Genomic DNA, 20,460 nt, shown 5'->3' on the forward strand with positions numbered 1-20,460 from the left:
TCCGCCGCCGCGGCGGCCGAGGCCGCCGGGGTCGTCGGACCGGCGTCCGCGACCGGCGGCAGCGAGGCATCAGCCCCGAAGACCTCGCCACCGCGGTCGTAGACGATCTCCCCGCTCCGCGTCCACGCGCCGTACGCGAGGAAGCCCCCGGTCGGCAGCGCCACCACGAGCAGCGCCACCAGCGCGAACAGCACCGACCGGCGCCGCCACAGCGGCGCAGGAGTGGGTTCGCTCATGTGGGCTCACTCGAGGGGAAGGCGCGCCGGCGTGCGCGCACACGCGCAGACCGCCGGAGCGAGGGAGGGGAGAGAAAAGCGAGCGCGAACACCGGGGGACGGTGTTCAGGCGGACCGGTTCAGGCCGGTCTCAGGCCAGGTTCTGACAGAGGTCGCTGTCCTGCCGCATCAGGTCGACGTGCAGGCGAGCAACCAGGAATGCGCTCGTCATGACGGAGACGTTATCAGGCGATTCGGGCTATCGCAACTAACCCGACCAACTCAATCATGTTTTAAACGCCAATGCTCTGACCTGCATGTTCGGACATTTGGGCGGCGTGTCGGCGCACTTTGTGCGGACATTCACGAGGGCGCGACGGCGCCCTGCTGAGGAGAACTCAGCGCGTCAGTGCGTGGCGGCCGCGTCGAGCGCGGCCGCCTCCTCCGGCGTCGGAGCGGTCCCGCCGAGGTGGGCCGGGAGCCACCAACGGTCGTCGGGACCGGCGGGCCGATCCGGGTAGTCGCGCTGGGCGCGGTCGAGCAGGTCCTGCATCCGGCGGCGCAGCTCGACGGTCGCGGCCTCGGGGTCGTCGCCGCGCTGCGGCGTCAGCGGTTCCCCGATGTAGACGAGGATCGGCACCTTGCGCTGGAGCAGTCGGCGAGGCCGGCCCTTCGTCCAGAGCCGCTGACCGCCCCACACCGCGACCGGGACGAGTGGCGCCTTGCTGGCCATCGCCATCCGGACTGCGCCGGACTTGATCTCCTTGACGGTGAACGAGCGGCTGATCGTCGCCTCGGGGAAGACGCCGACGACCTCCCCCGCCTTGAGCGCGCGCAGCGCCTCGCGGAACGAGCCCATGCCCGCGTCGCGGTCGACGGGGATGTGCTTCATGCCGCGCATCAGCGGGCCGGAGATCTTGTGCGTGAAGACGGCTTCCTTCGCCATGAAGCGGGTCAGCCGCTTCGACGGCCGCGCGCCCCAGCCGGCGAAGATGAAGTCGAGGTAGCTGACGTGGTTGGACGCCAGCACGACGGGACCGGTGCGGGGCACGTGGTGCGCGCCGTCGACCGTCACCGTCACGCCCATCGCGCGGAACCACACGTGGGCGGCGGCGATCACGGGCGGGTACACCCGCTCCGGTCCGTCGTACGCGATCGGCTTCGTCGCCTCGGCCTTCTGGTCAGCCATGGGCGCGAGCCTAGGGCGTCACTCCGGGACGACCCCGAGGCGACCCGCCTGGAAGTCCTCGAACGCCTGGATCAGCTCGTCCCGGGTGTTCATGACGAACGGACCGTAGGCCGCGACGGGCTCGCGGATCGGCCGCCCGCCGAGGATCAGGACGTCGAGGCCACCGCCGTGGCGGGCCTCCTGCGCGCCGTTCGCGGCGACGACGACCGCGTCGCCCGCGCCGAGGACCGCGGTGGTGCCGGTGCTCAGCGGCGTCCGCTCCGCGCCGACGGTGCCGTCGCCGGAGAGCGTGTAGACCAGCGCGTTCCAGGCGGGGTTCCACGGCAGGCGGATCTGCGCCCCCGGCGCGATCGTCGCGTGGACGAGGGTGATCGGGGTGTGCGTCGACCCCGGGCCCTGGTGCCCGCCGAGCTCACCGGCGATGACGCGCAGCAGCGCGCCGCCGTCGGGCGAGGACAGCAGGGCCACCTCGCCGCCGCGGATGTCCTGGTAGCGCGGGGCGATCATCTTGTCCGCGCTCGGCAGGTTCACCCAGAGCTGGATGCCGTGGAACAGGCCCCCGGACATCACGAGGTGCTCGGGCGGGGTCTCGATGTGCAGAAGCCCGCTGCCGGCGGTCATCCACTGGGTGTCGCCGTTGGTGATGAGCCCGCCCCCGCCGACGGAGTCGCGGTGCTGCATCTCCCCGTCGATCATGTAGGTGACGGTCTCGAAGCCCCGGTGCGGGTGCCACGGCGTGCCCTTCGGCTCCCCCGGCGCGTACTCGATCTCGCCCATCTGGTCCATGTGGATGAACGGGTCGAGGTAGGCCTGGTTGATGCCCGCGAAGGCCCGCCGGACCGGGAACCCCTCCCCCTCGAAACCCTGGGGCGACGGCCGCGCCGCGAGCACGGGGCGCGCGGTCGTGGTGGCGGGGTCCGGCTCGGCGACGCGCGGCAGGACGGTGATGTCAGGAACGGTCACGGCTGGCATGGCGGCCTCCTCGGAAGGTGATGCTGCCACAACCTAGTTGACACGTCCACTATTCCGCGCCTACAGGCCCAGGGAACGACCCACGATCTCCTTCATGATCTCGGTGGTGCCGCCGTAGATCGTGCTGACGCGGGCGTCCCGGAAGGCGCGGGCGACCGGGTACTCCTCCATGAAGCCGTAGCCGCCGTGGAGCTGGAGGCACTGGTCGATGACCTTGCGGGAGAGCTCGGTGGTCCACCACTTGGCCTTGGCGGCGTCGGCGGCGGTGAGCTGACGCTCGGTGTGGTCGGCGATGCAGCGGTCGACGTAGGCGCGGGCGACGTCGAGCTCGGTCGCGATCTCGGCGGCGACGAACCGGCTGTTCTGGAAGCTGCCGATCGGCTGGCCGAACGCGGTGCGCGTCTTGATGTACTCCAGCGTCTGCTCGAAGATCCGCTCCGCGCGGGCGATCGCGCCGATCGCGATGACCAGTCGCTCCTGCGGCAGGTTGTGCATCAGGTGGTAGAACCCGCGGTTCAGCTCCCCGATGAGGTTCTGCTCGGGGACGCGGACGTCGGTGAAGGACAGCTCCGCGGTGTCCTGGGCGTGCAGGCCGATCTTGTCGAGGTTGCGGCCGCGCTCGAAGCCCGGCATCCCGCGCTCGACGGCGAACAGCGAGATCCCCTTGTGGCCGGCGTCCTTGTCGGTCTTCGCGACGACGATGACCAGGTCCGAGTGGATGCCGTTGGTGATGAAGGTCTTCGACCCGTTGATCACCCAGTCGTCACCGTCCTTCACGGCGGTGGTCTTGATGCCCTGCAGGTCACTGCCGGCGCCGGGCTCGGTCATCGCGATCGCGGTGACGAGATCACCGCTGCAGAACCCGGGCAGCCAGCGCTGCTTCTGCTCCTCGGTGCAGAGCTCGGTCAGGTACGGCCCGCAGACCTCGCTGTGCAGCGGGATGGCCAGGCCCGGCGTCCCCTCGATCTGCTCGCAGAGGACCGCGTTGTAGCGGTAGTCGGTGTTCCCGCCGCCGCCGTACTCCTCCGGGACGGAGAGGCCGAGCAGGCCCGCCCGGCCGGCGGCGCGCCAGGCCTCGCGGTCGACGATCCCCTCGGTCTCCCACTTTTCGTAGTGCGGGAGGACTTCCTTTGCGACGAACGCCGCGACAGCATCGGCGAAGGCCTGGTGCGACTCGTCGAGCAGGGTGCGACGCATGTGAGTCTTCCTCCCAATTGAGAAAAAATGTGGAGCGGGCCACACAATGGACACATTTCGTAGGGATACTCTCAGGCATGGCTTACTTACACCGTAAGGCTGGCGCCGCCGTCTGTGTGGCACTGGGCCTGGCCATCGTGCCGCTGATCAGCGCGGATGCCCAGGCTGACGCCACCTATGCGGCGGTCGCCGAGGCCACCGGTGCCCGCATCGTCTTCACCAACGAGTCCATCCCGCTCAACATCGCGCCCCAGCTCCAGGGCCCGACGGCGGCGGCGACGCAGAACTCGCTCCAGCAGTCGGACGCCTACGCCGCGTTCCCCTACCCGGGTGAAGAGATCGCGGGCCTGCCCGGCGTCGTCGGTGGCGCCGCGAGCGTGCCGCTGCCGGCCTACCCGTTCGTCATCTCGACGAGCTTCGGCGACGGCGCCAAGCAGCTCTCCTACCCCGGGATCGAGCTGCGCAGCGAGAGCACGGACACGCTGACCCAGGCGACCGCGACCGGTGGCTCCACCGGCGCCGGGGCGACGTCGTCGGCCCGCGTCGCCCGCACCGGCGACGAGGTCGTCGCGAAGGCCGTCACCGACATGGACGCCCTGCGCATCGGCGAGACGCTGGTGATCAGCGGCCTGCACGGCGTGGCGAGCGCGGCACGCGACTCCACCGGCAAGCTCACCCGCGTCTCGGAGCTGAGCTTCACGCGACTGACCGCGCCGGGCCTGGTGATCGGCCTGACCAACGGCAAGTTCTCGCTGCAGAACGGCACCGACGCCCCGGTCGAGAACGACGTGCCGGCGAGCGCGATCGCCGACGCGCTCACCTCCGCCGGGTTCCCCACGACGTACCAGGCGGCCAAGGAGACCCCGGACGGGATCATCGGCGCCGGCCTGGAGATCACGGTGACGCTCCCGGCTCCCCCGCCCGGCCTCCCCGGCGGGCTCTCCGGCGAGACGCCCGTGACGCTCTCGATCGGCAAGCTCCGCGCCGAGGTCACGTACACGGTCCTGCCCGACACCCCCGCCGCAGCCGCGCCGGGTGAGGTCGACGCCGCGACCGGCGTCCCGGCGGCTCCGGTGGACGCCGCCCTGCCGAGCACCGACTTCGCTGCCGCCCCCGGCAGCGTTCCCGTCCTCGCCCCCGCCGCCGGGGTGCCGGGGATCGACCTGGCATCGCTCCAGGCCACCCGCGCCGCGATCGGTTCCGACGTCGGCTGGATCTACCTGATGGTCGCCGCCGTGGGTCTCGCCGCGGTCGGTGGCTGCGCCGTTCTGTACCGAGGAGCACGCTGATGGCACCCCCGAAGTCGCGTATCGCCCTGGTCGACTGGGCCCGGGTGCAGTGGGACCGGGCGCTCGGCGCCGGGGCCGTGCTCCTCGGCGCGATCCTGCTGATCGTCGGCTGGTTCAAGATCAGCGACACCGGCTTCGTCAGCGAGCAGCTTCCCTACCTCGCCTCCGCCGGGCTCGGGGGCGTGTTCCTCCTCGGCTTCGGCGGGATGATGTGGCTCTCGGCCGACCTGCGTGACCAGTGGCGCGAGCTGCGCGGCATCCGCACCCGGCTCGACGCCGACCCCGCGCCGGCCGCGGTCCCGGCGGCTGCGTCAGCGGCCCCGGCCGCGGACGTGACCGGTCGTGACCACGTCTGAGGATTCGACACCGATGAGTTCGATCAGCCTCGGCGAGACCCGCGCCCGCGTGGCGCGGGCCGGCACCGCCCGGAGCGCGCCGCTCCACGACGGCGCCGAGCCCTGGGCTCGGCGTGACGTCGTGGTCGTCGCGGTGGTGCTCGCCGTCGCGGTGGCCGGTCTGGTCGTCGGCTGGCTCGGCGTCAGCGACACCGTCGACCTCGACTCCCAGACCCGCTGGCTCGGTTCGGCATCACCGCGCTGATCGTCGGCGGCTTCGGCATGGTCTTCTGGCTGCTGCTCGGGCTCCGCCGCGTCGCCGTGCTCCGCCGCAGCGTGCTCACCGAGCTGGACCGCCGCCACCCCGCCCCGACGGCCGCCGCGGCTGTTCCGGTCGCGACGGACCGGGCGGGCTTCGGCACCGCGACCGGCATGCGCCGGTACCACGCCGCGGACTGCCAGATGCTCGCCGGCAAGGAGGGCATCCGCTGGGCCGCCGAGGCCGCCCACGTGGAGGCCGGGCTGCGCCCGTGCCCCATCTGCACAGTCGGGGGGCTCCGCCCCCCGACGACCCCCCAAGAACGATCCGTGGGGGAGGCCCCGTCATGAGTGAGTACGTCCCCTATCTCGTCTTCGGGCTGGTCTACGGCTCCATCTACGGCCTGGCCGCGATGGGCCTGGTGCTCACGTACCGGACGTCCGGTCTGTTCAACTTCGGCCACGGCGCCGTCGGCGCCGGCGCCGCCTACGCGTTCTACGAGCTGCGCGAACAGCGAGGCCTGCCGTGGCCCGTCGCCGCGCTGCTCGCGATCGGCGTCTTCGGCGCGATCCTCGGTCTGGCGCTGGAGCGCATGGCCCGCGGTCTCGCGCGCGTCCCGGTCTCGTACCAGATCGTGGGCACCATCGGTCTGCTGCTGCTGATACGCGCGACCGCGACCTGGATCTACGGGTCCGAGTACCGGCTCTTCGAGCCGTTCCTGCCACGGGACGAGGCCTTCACGGTCTCCGGAGTGTCCGTCACCTGGGACTCGGTCATCACCCTGACATCGGTGACCGCGGCGGCCGTCGGGCTCTACCTGCTCGTCGAGCGGTCCCGCCTCGGCGTCATGATGCGCGCGGTCGTCGACGACCCCGCGCTGCTCGACACCGCCGGCGTCGCGCCGACACGGGTCCGCCAGCAGGCCTGGCTGATCGGCTCGTGCTTCGCGGCCGCGTCGGGTGTCCTGCTCGCCTCCCAGCAGCAGCAGCTCGACGCGACGCTGCTCTCCCTGCTCGTCGTCCAGGCGTTCGGCGCCGCGGCGCTCGGCTCGTTCCGCAGCCTGCCGCTCGCCTACGCCGGTGGTCTCGCCATCGGTGTCGCCCAGAAGCTGGTCTCGAAGGAGACCGCGACGCGCGAGTGGCTGCAGGGCCTCGACTTCAACCTGCCGTTCATCGTTCTCTTCATCGCCCTGCTCGTCCTCGGCCGGCGCCGCCTCGGCGACCTCGGCTCGCAGGTGCGGGCCCGGGCGGCGGCGCCGATGGTCGTCCCCCCGCAGCTGCGCTTCCTCGTGATGTCGCTGGTGCTGCTCGGGGCGGTCCTCGTCCCGCACGTCGTCGGTTCACGCCTGCCGGTGTGGATCAACGCGATGAGTCAGGTGTTGCTCTTCCTCTCCCTCGGCCTGCTCGTGCACACGTCGGGTCAGGTGTCGCTGTGTCAGATGGGTCTGGCCGCCGTCGGCGCCGCGGCGTTCGCGCACGCCGTCTCCAACGACGTGCCGTGGGGCCTCGCCGTGCTCTTCGCGGGCCTGATGGCGGTGCCGGTCGGCGCGGTCGTCGCGATCCCGGCGATCCGGCTGTCCGGGCTCTTCCTCGCCCTGGCGACGCTGGGCTTCGGCATCTTCATCGCGCAGTTCTTCTACGTGAAGAGCTACATGTTCGGCCTCGCCGACCTGAAGACCTCGCGGCCGGCGGGCTTCACCTCCGACACCGCGTACTACTACCTGCTGCTGATGTTCGCGGTCGCGGGCATCGGTCTGGTGATGGCGATCGAGCGGGCTCGACTCGGCCGGCTGCTGCGCAGCCTCGGTGACTCCCCCACGGCGCTGGCGACCCTCGGCACGTCGGCGAACGTCACCCGCGTCCTGGTGTTCTGCATCTCCGCGTTCCTCGCCGGCATCAGCGGCGCCCTCTACGCCGGGCAGTTCGGTTCGGTGTCGGGCACGAGCTTCAACTTCGTGTTCTCGCTCGTCCTGCTGGCCGTGCTCGCGATCTCCGGTCGCTCGACGGTCACCTGCGCGATCGTCGGCCCGCTGTTCATGTTCGTCGGCCCGGCGTACAACGTCGGGTTCGAGGACGGGTTCCAGGTGCTGTTCGGCCTCGGCGCCATCCTCGCCGCCGTCTACGCGACCCGGCGCCCCAACCTCCCGCTGCGGAAGTGGGCGCGCGAGTCCTCGTGGCGGAAGGAGAGCACGACCCGGGCCCGGGTCGCGGACGCCCGGGCGGCGGAGCGGTCCCGTGAGCCGGTGGGAGCCGGGCGATGAAGCGACTGGTCGCGATCGCCGCGGCGGCAGTGGTCCTGCTGTCGGGCTGCGGCACGCGCGCCAGTGACGCCGAGATCCAGGCCGGCGCGGGCGGCGGCCCGGTGCCGCTGCCCGAGTCCGTGATCGCCGAGTTGCAGGGCGCGCTGCCCGCGGCACAGCCGGGAGCTCCGGTCGTCGGCCTGCCCTCCGGGGTCGTGCCGCCGTCCGCCCTGCCCGGTGGGGCCGTCCCGGAGACGGCGCCGGGCACGTCCGGCGCGACCGGCACCACGGACACCCCGGCCGCCGGGGCGCCCGCGGCCGGACGGGAGCCGGCGTCCTCCGCCGTCGCGCCCGCGGCCACCTGCACGACCAAGGGCGCGCCGGTGACCATCGGTCAGGTCGGCACCTACTCCGGGGTGACCGGCGCGATCTCGGCGCCCGGCCGCACGGCCCTGGCCGTCTGGGGTCAGGACGTCAACGCCCGCGGCGGACTGGCCTGCCACCCCGTCACGATCCTCAACCGGGACGACGGCGGCGACCCGTCGCGGTCCGCCGCGCTGGTCAAGGAACTCGTCGCCCAGCACCGGATCCTGGCGCTCGTCGGCAGCACGGTCGCGTTCTCCGCGGCCGGGTTCCGCTCCGCCGTCGAGGCCGAGAAGATCCCCGCCATCGGCGGCGAACTGATCGCCCCGGAGTGGCACGAGAGCCCCTGGATGTTCCCGCAGGGCGCGTCGATCGGCGATCAGATCATCGGCATCATCAAGCAGGGCGTCGAGGCCGGCAAGAAGAAGCTCGCCTACCTGTACTGCGTCGAGGTCGGCGCGTGCACGTACGCCGACAAGATCCTCAAGGGCGGCGGCGCGAAGCGCGCCGGGGCCGAGATCGTCTACAGCTCCGCCATCTCGATCACTCAGACCGACTTCACCGCCCAGTGCCAGAACGCGAAGAACGCGGGCGCCGAGCAGATCGCGCTGGGCATGGACGGGTCCGCCATGATCCGGCTCGCCCGCTCGTGCGCGTCGCTGGGCTACAAGCCGCTGTTCTCCGGCGTCGGCGGCACGATCAGCCCCGGCCAGGCGACCGACACGCTGCTGCGCTCGTTCAACCTGGCGACCGCGACGTCGGTGGCCCCCTGGCTCCTGGACGACACCCCGGGGCTGAAGAAGTACCAGGCCGCGATGAAGCGCTACGCGCCCTCGCTCGATCCCGACGGCGCCTCGATCTCGGTGTGGACGTCGGCCGCTCTGCTGGAGCGGGCCGTCGAACTCGGCGGCAACGGCGCGCTCACGACCGAGCTGATCGTCACCGGACTGGGGAAGCTGAAGAACGAGACCCTCGGTGGACTGACCGGCCCGCTGACCTACAAGCCCGGACAGGCCAAGGCACCGAGCAGCGGGTGCCTGTTCTACGAACTCCTCACCCCCCAGGGGTGGACCGCACCGCGCGGGAGCAAGCTGCAATGCATCTGACCCGCTCCGTTCCGGCTCTCGTCGTCGCCGCCGCACTCCTGCTCACCGGGTGCGGGACCCGCGCCGACGAGGCCGAGATCCGCGCCGGCGCCGCCGGCTCCGGCAAAGTGACGCTGACTCAGGAGTCGCTGGACCAGCTGCGGGCGGCCGCGGCCGGTGGCGGGGCGGTCCCCGTTCCCGGGGCGCCCGCGGGCGAGGGCCCGAGCGGCACCGTCGACACCGGGCCGCTCGCGCCCGGGACCACGACCACGAACGCCGCTCCGGGGCAGGACACCACCGGCGCCGCGACCGGTCCCGCGAGTCCCGGATCCGGCCGGGCGAACCAGCCCGCCGCGGCGCGGGGCGGTGCGGACGCGGCGTGCACCGAGCAACTTCCCCCGGTCGCGCTCGGGCAGGTCGGAACGTTCTCCGGCCTCGCGGGCGCGGTCTCCGCCTCGGCGCGGACCACCGCCGCGATCTGGGCGCAGGACGTCAACGCCCGGGGCGGGCTGGCCTGCCACCCCGTCACGGTCTTCGCGCGTGACGACGGCGGCGACCCGGCCAAGGCCGCGGCGCTGGTACGCGAGCTGCACGCGCAGAACAAGGTGGTCGCGCTGATCAACAGCGTGGTGGTCTTCTCGATCGCGGGCTTCCGCACCGCGATCGAGGACCTCAAGCTTCCGGCCGTCGGCGGTGAACTGCTCGCCCCCGACTGGAACGAGAGCGCGTACATGTTCCCGCAGGGAGCCGGCTTCTTCGACCAGATCGTCGGGTTCCTCAAGCAGGGCGTCGAGATGGGCAAGAAGAAGATCGCGACGCTCTACTGCGTCGAGGTCACCGCGTGCAGCGAGGGCATCGCGTACGGCCGGGCCGAGGGCGTGAAGAAGGCCGGCGGCGAACTCGTGTACGACTCCGCGATCTCCCTGACCCAGACCGACTTCACCGCCCAGTGCCAGAACGCCAAGAACGCGGGCGCCGACCAGGTCGTGCTCGGGATGGACGGCTCGGCGATGACCCGGGTGGCGCGCTCGTGCGCGGCGATCGGTTACAAGCCGCTGTTCTCCGGGATCGGCGGGACGATCAGCTCGGCCCAGGCCGCCGACCCCACCCTGCGCTCGTTCGGGCTCGCGGTCGCCAGCGGCGTCGCGCCGTGGACCGAGACCGACACCCCCGGCCTGAAGGCGTACCGCAACGCGTTGAGCCGCTACGCGCCGGCCCTGCAGCCGGACGGCCCGTCGATCCAGGCCTGGACCTCCGGGAAGTTGCTGGAGAAGGCGTTGGCCGGCCTCGGTGCGAAGGCGCGCTCCGGCCCCCTGACGACCGCTCTGATCCTGGACGCCCTCGGCACCGTGAAGAACGAGGACCTGGAAGGACTTACGGCCGGAGTGACCTTCACCCCGAATCAGAAGAACGCGAAGTCGAGCGGCTGCATCTACTACGAGCTGCTGACCCAGGACGGATGGGTGGCCCCCAAGGGCAGCCGGAAGGTGTGTGTATGAGGCAGCGTCGCGCCGCGGCCCTGGTGGCGGCGGTTCTCTCCGGCGTTGTCCTGGTCTCCGGTTGCGGAACTCGGGTCGATCCCGCCGAGGTCCGGGCGGGTGCACAGGCGAACGGTCCGGTGACGCTGGACCAGGCTGCCCTGGACCAGCTCCGAGAGGCTGCCGCGGCCGCGGCGAACGGCGCGGCCGCTCCGGCCGCCCCCGGCGCCGCGGGCGAACTGCCCGACGTCGTCGGCGGGGCGACCGTGCCGGGTTCCGGCACCACGGGCTCGCCGGGCACGACGGCCGCGCCCGGCTCCACCACGACCAAGCCCGGCACCACCGCCGCGGCGCCGGCCGCCCCCGCGGACGGCGGGAAGTGCACCACGCAGGGAGCACCGATCGCCCTCGGGCAGGTCGGCACGTTCTCGGGTCTCGCCGGGCCGATCGCCGGCGACGGACTGACCGCCATGGCCGTCTGGGCGAAACAGGTCAACGCCCGCGGGGGCCTCGCGTGCCACCCGGTGACGCTCTACACCCGCGACGACGGCGGCGACCCGTCCCGTGCGGCCGCGGCGACGAAGGACCTGATCGGCCGCGGGGTGGTCGCGTTCGTCGGCAACCTCACCGCGCTGACCCAGTCGGGTTTCCTGCCCGAGATCAAGAAGAACTGCATCCCCGCGATCGGGATCGACTTCGGGGCCGAGTGGGCCACCGAGCCGTGCTTGTTCCCGCAGGGCGGTGGCTGGCGCGAGTCGATCGCCGGTCTGGTGCAGCAGGCCGCCGACCGCGGACACCGGCGCATCGGCCTGCTCTACTGCGTCGAGATCAACACCTGCTCCTCGATCGGCAAGGACATCGGCGCCGCCGCGAAGCAGGCCGGCATCGAGCTCGTGTACTCCTCGTCGATCTCGCTGACGCAGACCGACTACACGGCGCAGTGCCAGAACGCGAAGAACGCGAAGGTCGAGGAGCTCGTCGTCGCGATGGAGGGCTCCGCGATGGCGCGGCTGGCCCGCTCCTGCGTGGCCCTGAACTACAAGCCGCTGCTCGTCGGCGCCGCGTGGGCAGTGAACCCGAAGCAGGCCGAGGACCCGCAGATCCGTGAGCTCGGCCTGGCCGCGGTGAACCCGAACGCACCCTGGTTCGCCACCGACCAGCCCGGTCTGCGGGAGTACCAGGCAGCGTTGAAGACCTACGCCCCGCAGATCGTCAGCAGCGGGATGACGCTGCAGATGTGGTCCTCGGGAAAGATCCTGGAGGCAGCGGTCGCGCTCCTCGGGCCGGCCGCGCGGGAGAAACCGCTGACGGCGGATCAGATCCTGAGCGGGCTGGGCAAGATCCAGAACGAGACGCTCGGCGGGATCACGGCTCCGCTCAACTACGCGCAGAAGGGCAAGAGCCGCAGCAGCGGCTGCGTCTTCGTGACCCTGCTGGGTAAGCAGGGCTGGACGGCCCCGAACGGTTCGAAGCCGTTGTGCATCTCCGGCGCGAGGGACCTGCGATGAGGGCCCGCCGCACCGTCGCTGCGCTCGCCGCCGCCGTCGCCCTGTTGGCGAGCGGCTGCGGAACCCGCGCGTCCGAGGAGGAGATCCAGGCCGGCGTCGGCGGCGGGCCGGTCGAGCTCGACCAGTCCGCCCTCGACCAACTGCGTGAGGCCGGTGCGGGGACCGGGGGGCTCCCCGGCGCCCCCGCCCCCGCCGCCGGACCCGCGGACGCCGGGACCGACGCGGTCCCCGGAACCGTTCCCCAGCCCGGGTCCGGCACCGCTCCGGGCACCGACTCCCCCGGCTCCTCCGGCACCGCCGGCGCCCCGAGTACGTCCGCACCGGCGGCCTCCGTCGGCACCGGGTCGACGGGTGGCGCCTGCACCAAGCCGGGCGCGCCCCTGCACATCGGTCAGGTCGGCAGCTTCAGCGGCGTCTTCGGGCCGCTCGTCGGATCGGCCCGCACGGGTTTCGCGGTGTGGGTCAAGCACGTCAACGCGTCCGGTGGGCTCGCCTGCCACCCCATCGTCCTGCATGCCGCGGACGACGGTGGCGATCCGAGCCGGGGGTCGGCCCTCGTCGGCGAGATGGTCACCAAGTACAAGGTCCAGGCCTTCGTCGGCATGGTGTCGATGGCGCTGTCGGGGATGGTCGGCGCGATCGAGCGGACCAAGTTGCCCGTGATCGGCGGCGACGTGGTCTCCGATCCGTGGTTCGCGCATCCGCAGTTCTTCCCGCAGGGCGGCGGCCTGCGCGCGATCGTCGACGGCGCGCTCCGCCAGGCCGTCGGTGAGGGCCGGACCGTGCACGGTCTGCTGTACTGCGTCGAGGTCGGCGTCTGCGGTTCGGTCGCGAAGATGGTCCCCGAACGCGCGAAGGTCGCCGGGGCCAAGCTCGTCTACAGCTCGCCGGTGTCCCTGACGCAGACCGACTTCACCGCGCAGTGCCAGAACGCCAAGAACGCCGGGGTGCAGGCGTTCGGGATGGCCGTGGACGGCTCCGCGATCGCGCGGGTGGCCCGCTCCTGCGCGGCGCTGAACTACTTCCCGCAGTTCGTCACCGGCGGCCCCGTCGTCAGCAACGAGCAGGCGAAGGACCCCGGGATCCGCCGGAACACGATGTCGACCGCCAGCGCCAACGCGCCCTGGTTCCGGACCGACACCCCGGGGCAGCGCGAGTACGCCGACGCGCTGAAGCGGTACGCCCCCGGCTTTGAGGTGGACGGTCCCTCGATGCTCGCCTGGGCGGCCGGCAAGTTGTTCGAGGCGACCATCGAGCGGCTCGGTGACGCGGCGCGGGACGCCCCGGTGACGACCGCCGACATCGTCACCGGCCTCGGCAGGATCAAGAACGAGACCCTCGACGGTCTGTCGCCCCCGATCACCTTCACGCCCGGTCAGAAAGCAGCTCCGGACATCCCGTGCGTGTTCTTCGCCCTGGACTCCGAGAAGGGCTGGACGGCTCCGAACAGCAAGTACGTCTGCACGAAGGTCGACCGATGAACGGCCGAAACCCGCTGCGGCGCGCGACCGCGGCCGTGCTCACCGCCGCCGTGCTGCTGACCGGGTGCGGGACGCGCGCCAGCGAGGAGGAGGTCCGCGCCGGCGCCGGCGGCGGGCCCGTGACCCTGGATCAGGCGACGCTCGACCAGGTGCGCGCCGCGACCGGCGCCGGCACCGTCGGCGGGACCGGCGCGCTGCCGGCCGCCCCCGGCCAGGCGCCGGTGGCGGTGGACAGCGGAGCGCCGGGCGGTGCGACCGTCCCCGGCGCGCCCGCGGCCCCGGCGGCGCCGAAGACCGGCACCCCGACGCAGCCGGGCGCGAAGCCGGCCGGCGGCACGGCCGCCGTGAACTCCTCGCTGACGTGCACCGGGTCCGAGGCTCCCGTCGTGCTCGGTCAGATCGGCAGCTTCAGCGGCGTCCTCGGGGCGATCTTCGCCTCCGCCCGGACGGCCGCCGCGATCTACGCCCAGCACATCAACGCCTCCGGCGGGCTCGCGTGCCACCCCGTCACGCTCTACGCGGTCGACGACGGCGGCGACCCCAGCCGCGCGGCCTCCCACGCCCAGGCCCTCCTGACGACCCGTAAGGCGGTGGCGCTGGTCGCCACCTTCGCCCCGATGTCGATGTCCGGGATCGTGCCGGTCGTCGAGCGCCACAAGGTGCCGATGGTCGGCGGAGACGCGATCGACCCCGCCTGGTTCGACAACCCGTACCTGTTCCCGCAGGGCGCGGGGCTGGACGCGCTGGTCGAGGGCGGCCTGCGGCAGACGGTGCAGTCCGGCAAGACGAAGCTCGGCCTGCTCTACTGCGTCGAGGCGAGCCTGTGCACCTCGATCGCGAAGTCGATCCCGGCCCGGGCCAAGGCGGTCGGGGCGGAGATCGTCTACAGCTCCGCGGTCTCGCTGACCCAGACGGACTTCACCGCACAGTGTCAGAACGCCAAGAACGCCGGTGTCGAGTCCTTCGGCATGGGCGTCGACGGGTCGGCCATCGCCCGCGTCGCCCGGTCCTGCGCGGCGCTGGGCTTCTACCCCCAGTTCGCCTCCGGCGGCGGGGTCATGAGCCCGGCCCAGTCGAAGGACCCGGGCATCCGCCGCAACACGATGACGACCTCGTCGGGCAACGCCCCGTGGACGCTGACGGACACTCCGGGCCAGAAGGAGTACCACGCGGCGCTCGCGCGCTACGCGCCCGGCACCGAGGCGGACGGCAACTCCATCACCGCGTGGGCGTCGATGAAGCTGCTCGAGGCGGCGGTGAAGAACCTCGGGCCAGCCGCGGCCACGAAGCCCCTGACCCCCGCGGACCTGATGACCGGTCTGGGCAAGGTGAAGAACGAGACGCTCGGCGGGCTCGCGCCCCCGATCACGTTCTCTCCCGGCCAGCAGGCCGCCCCGCAGATCCCGTGCGTGTACTACGCACTGTTGTCCGAGAAGGGCTGGACCGCACCGAACGGGTCCAAGCCCGTGTGCGCCAAGAAATGACCGGGAGGCCGCGATGCTGACGCTCCATGAGGTGCACGCCGGGTACGGCGGGACGCGGGTGCTGCACGACGTGACCCTGCACGTGCCGCCGGGCTCGATCGTCGCGCTGCTCGGCGCGAACGGCGCCGGGAAGACGACGGTGCTGCGTGTCGCCGCCGGCCTGGTCCGGCCGACGTCCGGCGCGCTCCTCGTCGACGGCGAGGACGTCACCGGCTGGCCGCCGCACACCCTTGTCGATCAGGGCGTCTGTCACGTCCCCGAGGGCCGCGGGGTGTTCCCGTCGCTGACCGTCCGGGAGAACCTCGTCGTCCAGTGCAAGCGCGGTGACGAGGAGAAGACGTTCGAGGCGGCCGCGTCGGTCTTCCCCGTCCTCGGCCGGCGAATGGACCAGCTCGCCGGGACGATGTCCGGCGGTGAACAGCAGATGCTGGCGCTGATGCGCGCCTACATCCAGAACCCGAAGACCGTCCTGCTCGACGAGGTCTCGATGGGCCTCGCACCGATCATCGTCGACGAGATCTTCGACTTCCTCCGCACCATCGCCGCCGGCGGGGCGAGCCTGCTCCTCGTCGAGCAGTACGTGACCAAGGCCCTCGAGCTCGCGGACTTCGTCTACCTGCTCCACAAGGGCCGCGTCGCGTTCGCCGGCGAACCCGGCGAGCTCGACGGCGAGGACCTGTTCGCCCGGTACCTCGGCCACGCCGCCTGACCCTGCCTGCACTGGAGATGTCATCTCCACTGCGCTGTGCACTGGAGATGACATCTCTAGTGCACAGGGGGGTCAGTGCTGCTGCATGTCCCCCAGCGGGACGGTGAGGCCACCGTCGATGACGAGGGTCTGGCCGGTGATCCAGGCCGAGTCGTCGGAGAGCAGGAACGCCACGGCGGAGCCGATGTCGCTCGGGACGCCGAGGCGCTTGAGCGGGTACGGGGCGGCCGCGCCCTCCTCGTCGTTCGCGTAGAGGACCTCGGCGAACTTGGTCTTCACGACGCCGGGGGCGATCGCGTTGACGCGGATGGTCGGGGCGAGCTCGACGGCGAGCTGCTGGGTCAGCGCGATCAGCGCCGCCTTGCTGACGCCGTAGACGCCGATGCCGGGGCTGGCGCCGAGACCGGTGACCGAGGACATCGTGACGATCGAGCCGCCGTTGTCCTTCATCCACGCCTCGTGGACGAGCCGGATCCACTCGACGGCGCCGATGATGTTGACGTCGAAGACCTTGCGGACCGCGGCCGGCGGGGCCTCCAGGATCGGGCCGTAGACCGGGTTGACCGCGGCGTTGGCGACGAAGTGGTCGATGCGGCCGAACTCGGCGATGGTGGCGTCCACGACGGACCGCGCGTGGTCGGCGTCGTCGGCCTTGCCCGCGATCCCGAGCGCGACGCCGGGGCCCCCGAGCTCCTTGACCGCCGCGGCGAGCGCGTCGGCGTCACGGCCGGTGATGGTCACCTTGCCGCCGCGGCGCACGATCTCCTCGGCCGCCGCGTACCCGATGCCGCGGCTGGCGCCGGTGATGATCGCAACCCGGCCCTCGAACGATCCCTGGCCCATCAGTCCTCCCTCGATCTGCCTAGGAAGGTTTCCACATGGCCCCCGGCGATCAACGCCCGGACCTGCTCCTGCGCCCAGGGTGAGATCTGGCTCTCAGGCGCGGTGGCGGCCGCGACGAAGTCGTCCCAGCTCCGCCAGACCGCGTCCGCGACCTCGCTCGGGTCGGGCACCGGGGCGGCGTCGGAGCGGGCGAGGAACACCGGGCACAGCTCGTACTCCTCGACCCCACGGAAGCTGGCGCGGTAGGAGAAGTCGGGCAGCGCGAGGGTCAGGTCCTCCGCGGTGATGCCGAGCTCCTGGTCCAGGCGCCGGACGACGGCGGCGGCCGGGTCCTCGCCCGGCCCCGGGTGCCCGCAGCAGCTGTTGGTCCACACCCCCGGCCAGGTCGGCTTGTCCAGTGCCCGCCGGGTGACGAGCAGCCGGCCGTCGCGGTCGAAGACGTAGCACGAGAACGCGAGGTGATACGGCGTCACTTCGCCGTGGACGCTGGCCTTGTCGGCGACGCCGCAGGGGGTTCCGTCGGGGGTCAGCAGGACGACCTGCTCGACCACCGCGCCGTCGAGACTGCTCATGCCCCACCCAGCGCGGCCTGGACGACCTCACGGGCCTCGGCCTGGATCTGCGCGAGGTGATCGGCGCCCATGAACGACTCGGCGTAGATCTTGTAGACGTCCTCGGTCCCGGACGGACGCGCGGCGAACCACCCGTTCTCCGTCGTCACCTTCAGCCCACCGATCGCTGCCCCGTTGCCGGGCGCCGCCGTCAGCCGCTCCCGGATCGGCTCGCCCGCCAGTTCCGTGGCGGTGACCTGATCGGGCGTCAGCTTCTTCAGGACGTCCTTCTGCGCCGGGGTGGCGGGGGCGTCGATCCGCGCGTAGGCGGGGTCACCGAACTTTGCGGTGAGCTCCGCGTACCGCTCGCTCGGCGACCGGCCGGTGACGGCCGCGATCTCGGCGGCGAGCAGGCACAGCAGCGGGCCGTCCTTGTCGGTGGTCCACACCGAGCCGTCGCGGCAGAGGAACGAGGCGCCCGCACTCTCCTCGCCGCCGAAGAGCAGCGAGGAGTCGAGCAGCCCGGAGACGAACCACTTGAACCCGACCGGCACCTCGACGACCGTGCGCCCGAGCGCGGCCGCGACGCGGTCGATCATCGCCGAGGAGACCAGCGTCTTGCCGATCGCGGCGCCCGCGGGCCAGCCGTCCCGGTGCGCGACGAGGTAGTCGATCGCGACCGCGAGGTAGGCGTTCGGATTGAGCAGACCGCCGTCGGGCGTGACGATCCCGTGGCGGTCGGCGTCGGCGTCGTTGCCGGTGGCGATCTGGTACGTCGCGCGGTTCTCGATGAGCGAGGCCATGGCGTACGGCGACGAGCAGTCCATGCGGATCTTGCCGTCCCAGTCCCGCGTCATGAACCGGAACGTCGCGTCCACGAGCGGGTTCACCACGGTGAGGTCGAGGCCGTAGCGCTCGCCGATCTCGCCCCAGTACGCGACGCTCGACCCCCCGAGCGGGTCGGCGCCGATGCGGACGCCGGCGGCGCGGATCGCGTCGAGGTCGACCGCGAGCGGGAGATCCGCGACGTAGCGGTCGAGGAAGTCGTAGGTGCCGGTGGTCTCGGCGGCGCGGGCGCGCGCGAGCGGGATGCGCTTCACCCCGGCCAGGCCGGCCGCGAGCAACTCGTTGGCGCGGTCCTGGATCCAGCCGGTCGCGTCGGTGTCGGCGGGGCCGCCGTGCGGCGGGTTGTACTTGAACCCCCCGTCCTGGGGCGGGTTGTGCGACGGGGTGATGACCACCCCGTCGGCCAGACCACTCGTGCGGCCGCGGTTGTGCGTCAGCACCGCGCGGGACAGCGACGGCGTCGGGGTGTACCCGTCGTGGCTGTCGAGCAGCAGCGTCACGCCGTTGGCCGCGAACACCTCGGTGGCGGTCGCGGCGGCCGGCTCGGACAGCGCGTGGGTGTCCTTGGCGAGGAACAGCGGACCGTCGATGCCCTGGGCCGCGCGGTACTCGCAGATCGCCTGGCTGGTCGCGGCGATGTGGTCGTCGTTGAAGCTCAGGTTCAGGGCGCTCCCGCGGTGCCCCGAGGTCCCGAACGCGACCCGCTGACCCGGCTCGGCCGGGTCCGGGTGCTCGGCGTAGTACGCCGTGATCAGACGAGCGACGTCGACGAGGCCGGCCGGGTCAGCGACCCGGCCGGCCTCGGGGTGCACAGCGGTACTCATCCGACCAGTCTGCCCAAGTCGCAGGAGTCAGCTCCAACCGACCAGCTGGGAGTCGGGGGCGCGGAGGGCCGCGAGAGCCTCCTTCTCCAGTTGCCGGACGCGCTCGCGGGTCAGGCCGAGGGGGGCGGCGATCTCGGCGAGCGTGCGCGGCTTGCCGTCGCGCAGGCCGTACCGCATCGTCAGCACCGTCGCCTGCCGCTCAGGCAGGGACTGCACCATCGACCGAAGGGTGTCGAGCATCGCGTTGTGCTCGGCGATCTCCGCCGCGGCGACGGCGTCGTCGTCGCAGATCAGGTCGGCGATGCGGGTGTCCCCGTCGTCGCCGACGTTCTGGTCCAGGCTGACCGGGACGCGGCCGATGTGCTTGAGCTCGACGACGCGCTCGACCGGCGCCTCGAACGCCTCGGCCAGCTCCTCGACGCTGGGGTCGCGGCCGAGCGAGGCGCTCAGCGTGCGCTCCAGCCGGTTGAGCCGCGACAGCTCCTCGACGACATGGACGGGCAGCCGGACCGTCCGGCCGAGCTCACCGAGCCCGCGCTGGATGGCCTGGCGGATCCACCAGGTGGCGTAGGTCGAGAACTTGTAGCCCTTACTGTAGTCGAACTTCTCGACGGCGCGGATCAGGCCGAGGTTGCCCTCCTGGACCACGTCCAGGAAGGAGGCGTCGCGGCCGGCGAACTTCTTCGCCACCGAGACGACCAGGCGCAGGTTCGCCCGCACCATGTGGTCCTTGGCGGCGACGCCGTCCGCGGCGATGCGCTCCAGCTCCAGGCGGCGCTTGGGGCCGATGCGGCGGCCGCCCTTCTGCGAGGCCTCGACCAGCAGCTGCTCGGCATACAGCCCGGCCTCGATGCGCTTGGAGAGTTCGACCTCCTCCTCCGCCGTGAGGAGCGGGGTCATGCCGATCTCGTCCAGGTAGAACCGGACCAGGTCCGGGTCGCCGGTGTCGTCCGGACGGCTCCGCCGTCCCTGCACCGGCACCGACGCACGCTTCGTGGTCGTGGTGTCCTCCTGCTTCATCGGGTTCATCTGTGTCTCCTCCCCGCGCCGCGGTCGCGCATGCGATTCGCGTATGGGTGGAACCTCGGATGGGTGTCGGAGTGTTCCCGGAATGACTCCAGAAAACAAACACATATCCCACGCCCAGCACACGCACAGCGACCCTACGTGACCGAGCGGTCAGCGCAGGGTGACGAAACCGGCGTTACAGGTACAGACCGGGCGAACCGTCGTCGAGCCGCTCGGCCGCGACGGCGTGCACATCACGCTCGCGGAGGAGCACGTAGTCGGTCCCGCGGACCTCGACCTCGGAGCGGTCTTCGGGGTCGAACAGGACTCGGTCGCCCACGACGACCGATCGCACGTGCTGGCCGACCGCGACCACCTCGGCCCAGGCCAGACGCTTCCCCATCTGCGCCGTCGCCGGGATCAGGATCCCCGCCCCGGACCGCCGCTCCCCCTCGCCGGCGTCCGCCCGCACCAGGACGCGGTCGTGCAGCATCCGGATCGGCAATTTGTCCGCCGCGCTCTCAGAGGAACTCACGTTCTCAGCGTAGGCGGTGGGCCGGGTCACGGTGACGGGCGGTTAAACGA

The 20,460-nt window shown here is 72.0% G+C and carries 20 protein-coding genes; 11 read left to right on the forward strand and 9 right to left on the reverse strand.

Annotated features, from left to right (window positions below):
• The 4 genes from ABD401_RS11235 to ABD401_RS11250 all read right to left on the reverse strand — a co-directional run.
• Positions 1–236: hypothetical protein (locus ABD401_RS11235; protein WP_344604661.1), on the reverse strand; the 236-nt coding region annotated here is incomplete at its 3' end.
• 385 nt (positions 237–621) lie between these two features.
• The gene (locus tag ABD401_RS11240; protein WP_344604663.1) at positions 622–1,404 is read right to left on the reverse strand and encodes a lysophospholipid acyltransferase family protein; all 783 of its coding nucleotides are present in this window, start codon (positions 1,402–1,404) and stop codon (positions 622–624) included.
• Positions 1,405–1,422: 18 nt separating this feature from the next.
• Positions 1,423–2,376: a pirin family protein gene (locus ABD401_RS11245; protein ID WP_344604665.1), complete on the reverse strand. Its 954-nt coding sequence runs from the start codon at positions 2,374–2,376 to the stop codon at positions 1,423–1,425.
• Between the two features lie 60 nt (positions 2,377–2,436).
• Complete coding sequence (locus ABD401_RS11250) at positions 2,437–3,573, reverse strand: acyl-CoA dehydrogenase family protein (protein ID WP_344604667.1); 1,137 nt, start codon at positions 3,571–3,573, stop codon at positions 2,437–2,439.
• A 77-nt stretch (positions 3,574–3,650) separates the two neighbouring features.
• Here ABD401_RS11250 and ABD401_RS11255 point away from each other — a divergent pair, with 77 nt between their 5' ends.
• The 11 genes from ABD401_RS11255 to ABD401_RS11305 are packed head-to-tail and all read left to right on the forward strand — an operon-like array spanning position 3,651 to position 15,803.
• Positions 3,651–4,862: a hypothetical protein gene (locus ABD401_RS11255; RefSeq protein ID WP_344604669.1), complete on the forward strand. Its 1,212-nt coding sequence runs from the start codon at positions 3,651–3,653 to the stop codon at positions 4,860–4,862.
• On the forward strand, positions 4,862–5,218 hold the full coding sequence (locus tag ABD401_RS11260; RefSeq protein WP_344604671.1) for a hypothetical protein: 357 nt from the start codon (positions 4,862–4,864) through the stop codon (positions 5,216–5,218). The genes ABD401_RS11255 and ABD401_RS11260 overlap by 1 nt, the downstream gene beginning before the upstream one ends.
• Positions 5,219–5,231: 13 nt before the next feature.
• Complete coding sequence (locus ABD401_RS11265; protein WP_344604673.1) at positions 5,232–5,462, forward strand: hypothetical protein; 231 nt, start codon at positions 5,232–5,234, stop codon at positions 5,460–5,462.
• Between the two features lie 17 nt (positions 5,463–5,479).
• Positions 5,480–5,806 (forward strand): hypothetical protein, encoded by a 327-nt coding sequence (locus tag ABD401_RS11270; protein ID WP_344604675.1) that lies wholly within the window; start codon positions 5,480–5,482, stop codon positions 5,804–5,806.
• Positions 5,803–7,716, forward strand: coding sequence for an ABC transporter permease (locus tag ABD401_RS11275; protein WP_344604677.1), 1,914 nt, complete (start codon positions 5,803–5,805; stop codon positions 7,714–7,716). Before ABD401_RS11270 ends, ABD401_RS11275 begins: the two co-directional genes overlap by 4 nt.
• Positions 7,713–9,164 carry an ABC transporter substrate-binding protein gene (locus tag ABD401_RS11280; protein ID WP_344604679.1) on the forward strand — a complete coding sequence of 484 codons (1,452 nt, stop codon included), beginning with the start codon at positions 7,713–7,715 and terminating at the stop codon, positions 9,162–9,164. The genes ABD401_RS11275 and ABD401_RS11280 overlap by 4 nt, the downstream gene beginning before the upstream one ends.
• Positions 9,155–10,642, forward strand: coding sequence for an ABC transporter substrate-binding protein (locus ABD401_RS11285; RefSeq protein WP_344604681.1), 1,488 nt, complete (start codon positions 9,155–9,157; stop codon positions 10,640–10,642). Before ABD401_RS11280 ends, ABD401_RS11285 begins: the two co-directional genes overlap by 10 nt.
• Positions 10,639–12,129, forward strand: a complete 1,491-nt coding sequence (locus ABD401_RS11290) for an ABC transporter substrate-binding protein (RefSeq protein WP_344604683.1) — start codon at positions 10,639–10,641, stop codon at positions 12,127–12,129. Before ABD401_RS11285 ends, ABD401_RS11290 begins: the two co-directional genes overlap by 4 nt.
• Positions 12,126–13,610, forward strand: a complete 1,485-nt coding sequence (locus tag ABD401_RS11295; RefSeq protein WP_344604685.1) for an ABC transporter substrate-binding protein — start codon at positions 12,126–12,128, stop codon at positions 13,608–13,610. Before ABD401_RS11290 ends, ABD401_RS11295 begins: the two co-directional genes overlap by 4 nt.
• Positions 13,607–15,094, forward strand: coding sequence for an ABC transporter substrate-binding protein (locus ABD401_RS11300; protein ID WP_344604687.1), 1,488 nt, complete (start codon positions 13,607–13,609; stop codon positions 15,092–15,094). Before ABD401_RS11295 ends, ABD401_RS11300 begins: the two co-directional genes overlap by 4 nt.
• Before the next feature lie 13 nt (positions 15,095–15,107).
• Entirely contained in the window at positions 15,108–15,803 is a 696-nt protein-coding gene (locus tag ABD401_RS11305) for an ABC transporter ATP-binding protein (protein ID WP_344604689.1), read from the forward strand.
• Between the two features lie 72 nt (positions 15,804–15,875).
• Here the strand turns inward: ABD401_RS11305 and ABD401_RS11310 are convergent, their stop codons facing one another.
• The 5 genes from ABD401_RS11310 to ABD401_RS11330 all read right to left on the reverse strand — a co-directional run bounded on the left by ABD401_RS11310 (position 15,876) and on the right by ABD401_RS11330 (position 20,368).
• The gene (locus ABD401_RS11310) at positions 15,876–16,646 is read right to left on the reverse strand and encodes an SDR family oxidoreductase (RefSeq protein ID WP_344604691.1); all 771 of its coding nucleotides are present in this window, start codon (positions 16,644–16,646) and stop codon (positions 15,876–15,878) included.
• Positions 16,646–17,218, reverse strand: a complete 573-nt coding sequence (gene idi, locus ABD401_RS11315; RefSeq protein ID WP_344604693.1) for an isopentenyl-diphosphate Delta-isomerase — start codon at positions 17,216–17,218, stop codon at positions 16,646–16,648. Before idi ends, ABD401_RS11310 begins: the two co-directional genes overlap by 1 nt.
• Positions 17,215–18,867 carry a phosphoglucomutase (alpha-D-glucose-1,6-bisphosphate-dependent) gene (gene pgm, locus ABD401_RS11320; RefSeq protein WP_344604695.1) on the reverse strand — a complete coding sequence of 551 codons (1,653 nt, stop codon included), beginning with the start codon at positions 18,865–18,867 and terminating at the stop codon, positions 17,215–17,217. Before pgm ends, idi begins: the two co-directional genes overlap by 4 nt.
• A gap of 27 nt (positions 18,868–18,894) precedes the next feature.
• Positions 18,895–19,896 (reverse strand): sigma-70 family RNA polymerase sigma factor, encoded by a 1,002-nt coding sequence (locus ABD401_RS11325; RefSeq protein WP_344604697.1) that lies wholly within the window; start codon positions 19,894–19,896, stop codon positions 18,895–18,897.
• Between the two features lie 175 nt (positions 19,897–20,071).
• On the reverse strand, positions 20,072–20,368 hold the full coding sequence (locus ABD401_RS11330) for a GroES family chaperonin (RefSeq protein WP_344604763.1): 297 nt from the start codon (positions 20,366–20,368) through the stop codon (positions 20,072–20,074).
• Positions 20,369–20,460 lie beyond the last annotated feature (92 nt).

Source organism: Sporichthya brevicatena, from assembly GCF_039525035.1.
GTDB classification, from domain to species: Bacteria; Actinomycetota; Actinomycetes; order Sporichthyales; family Sporichthyaceae; genus Sporichthya; species Sporichthya brevicatena.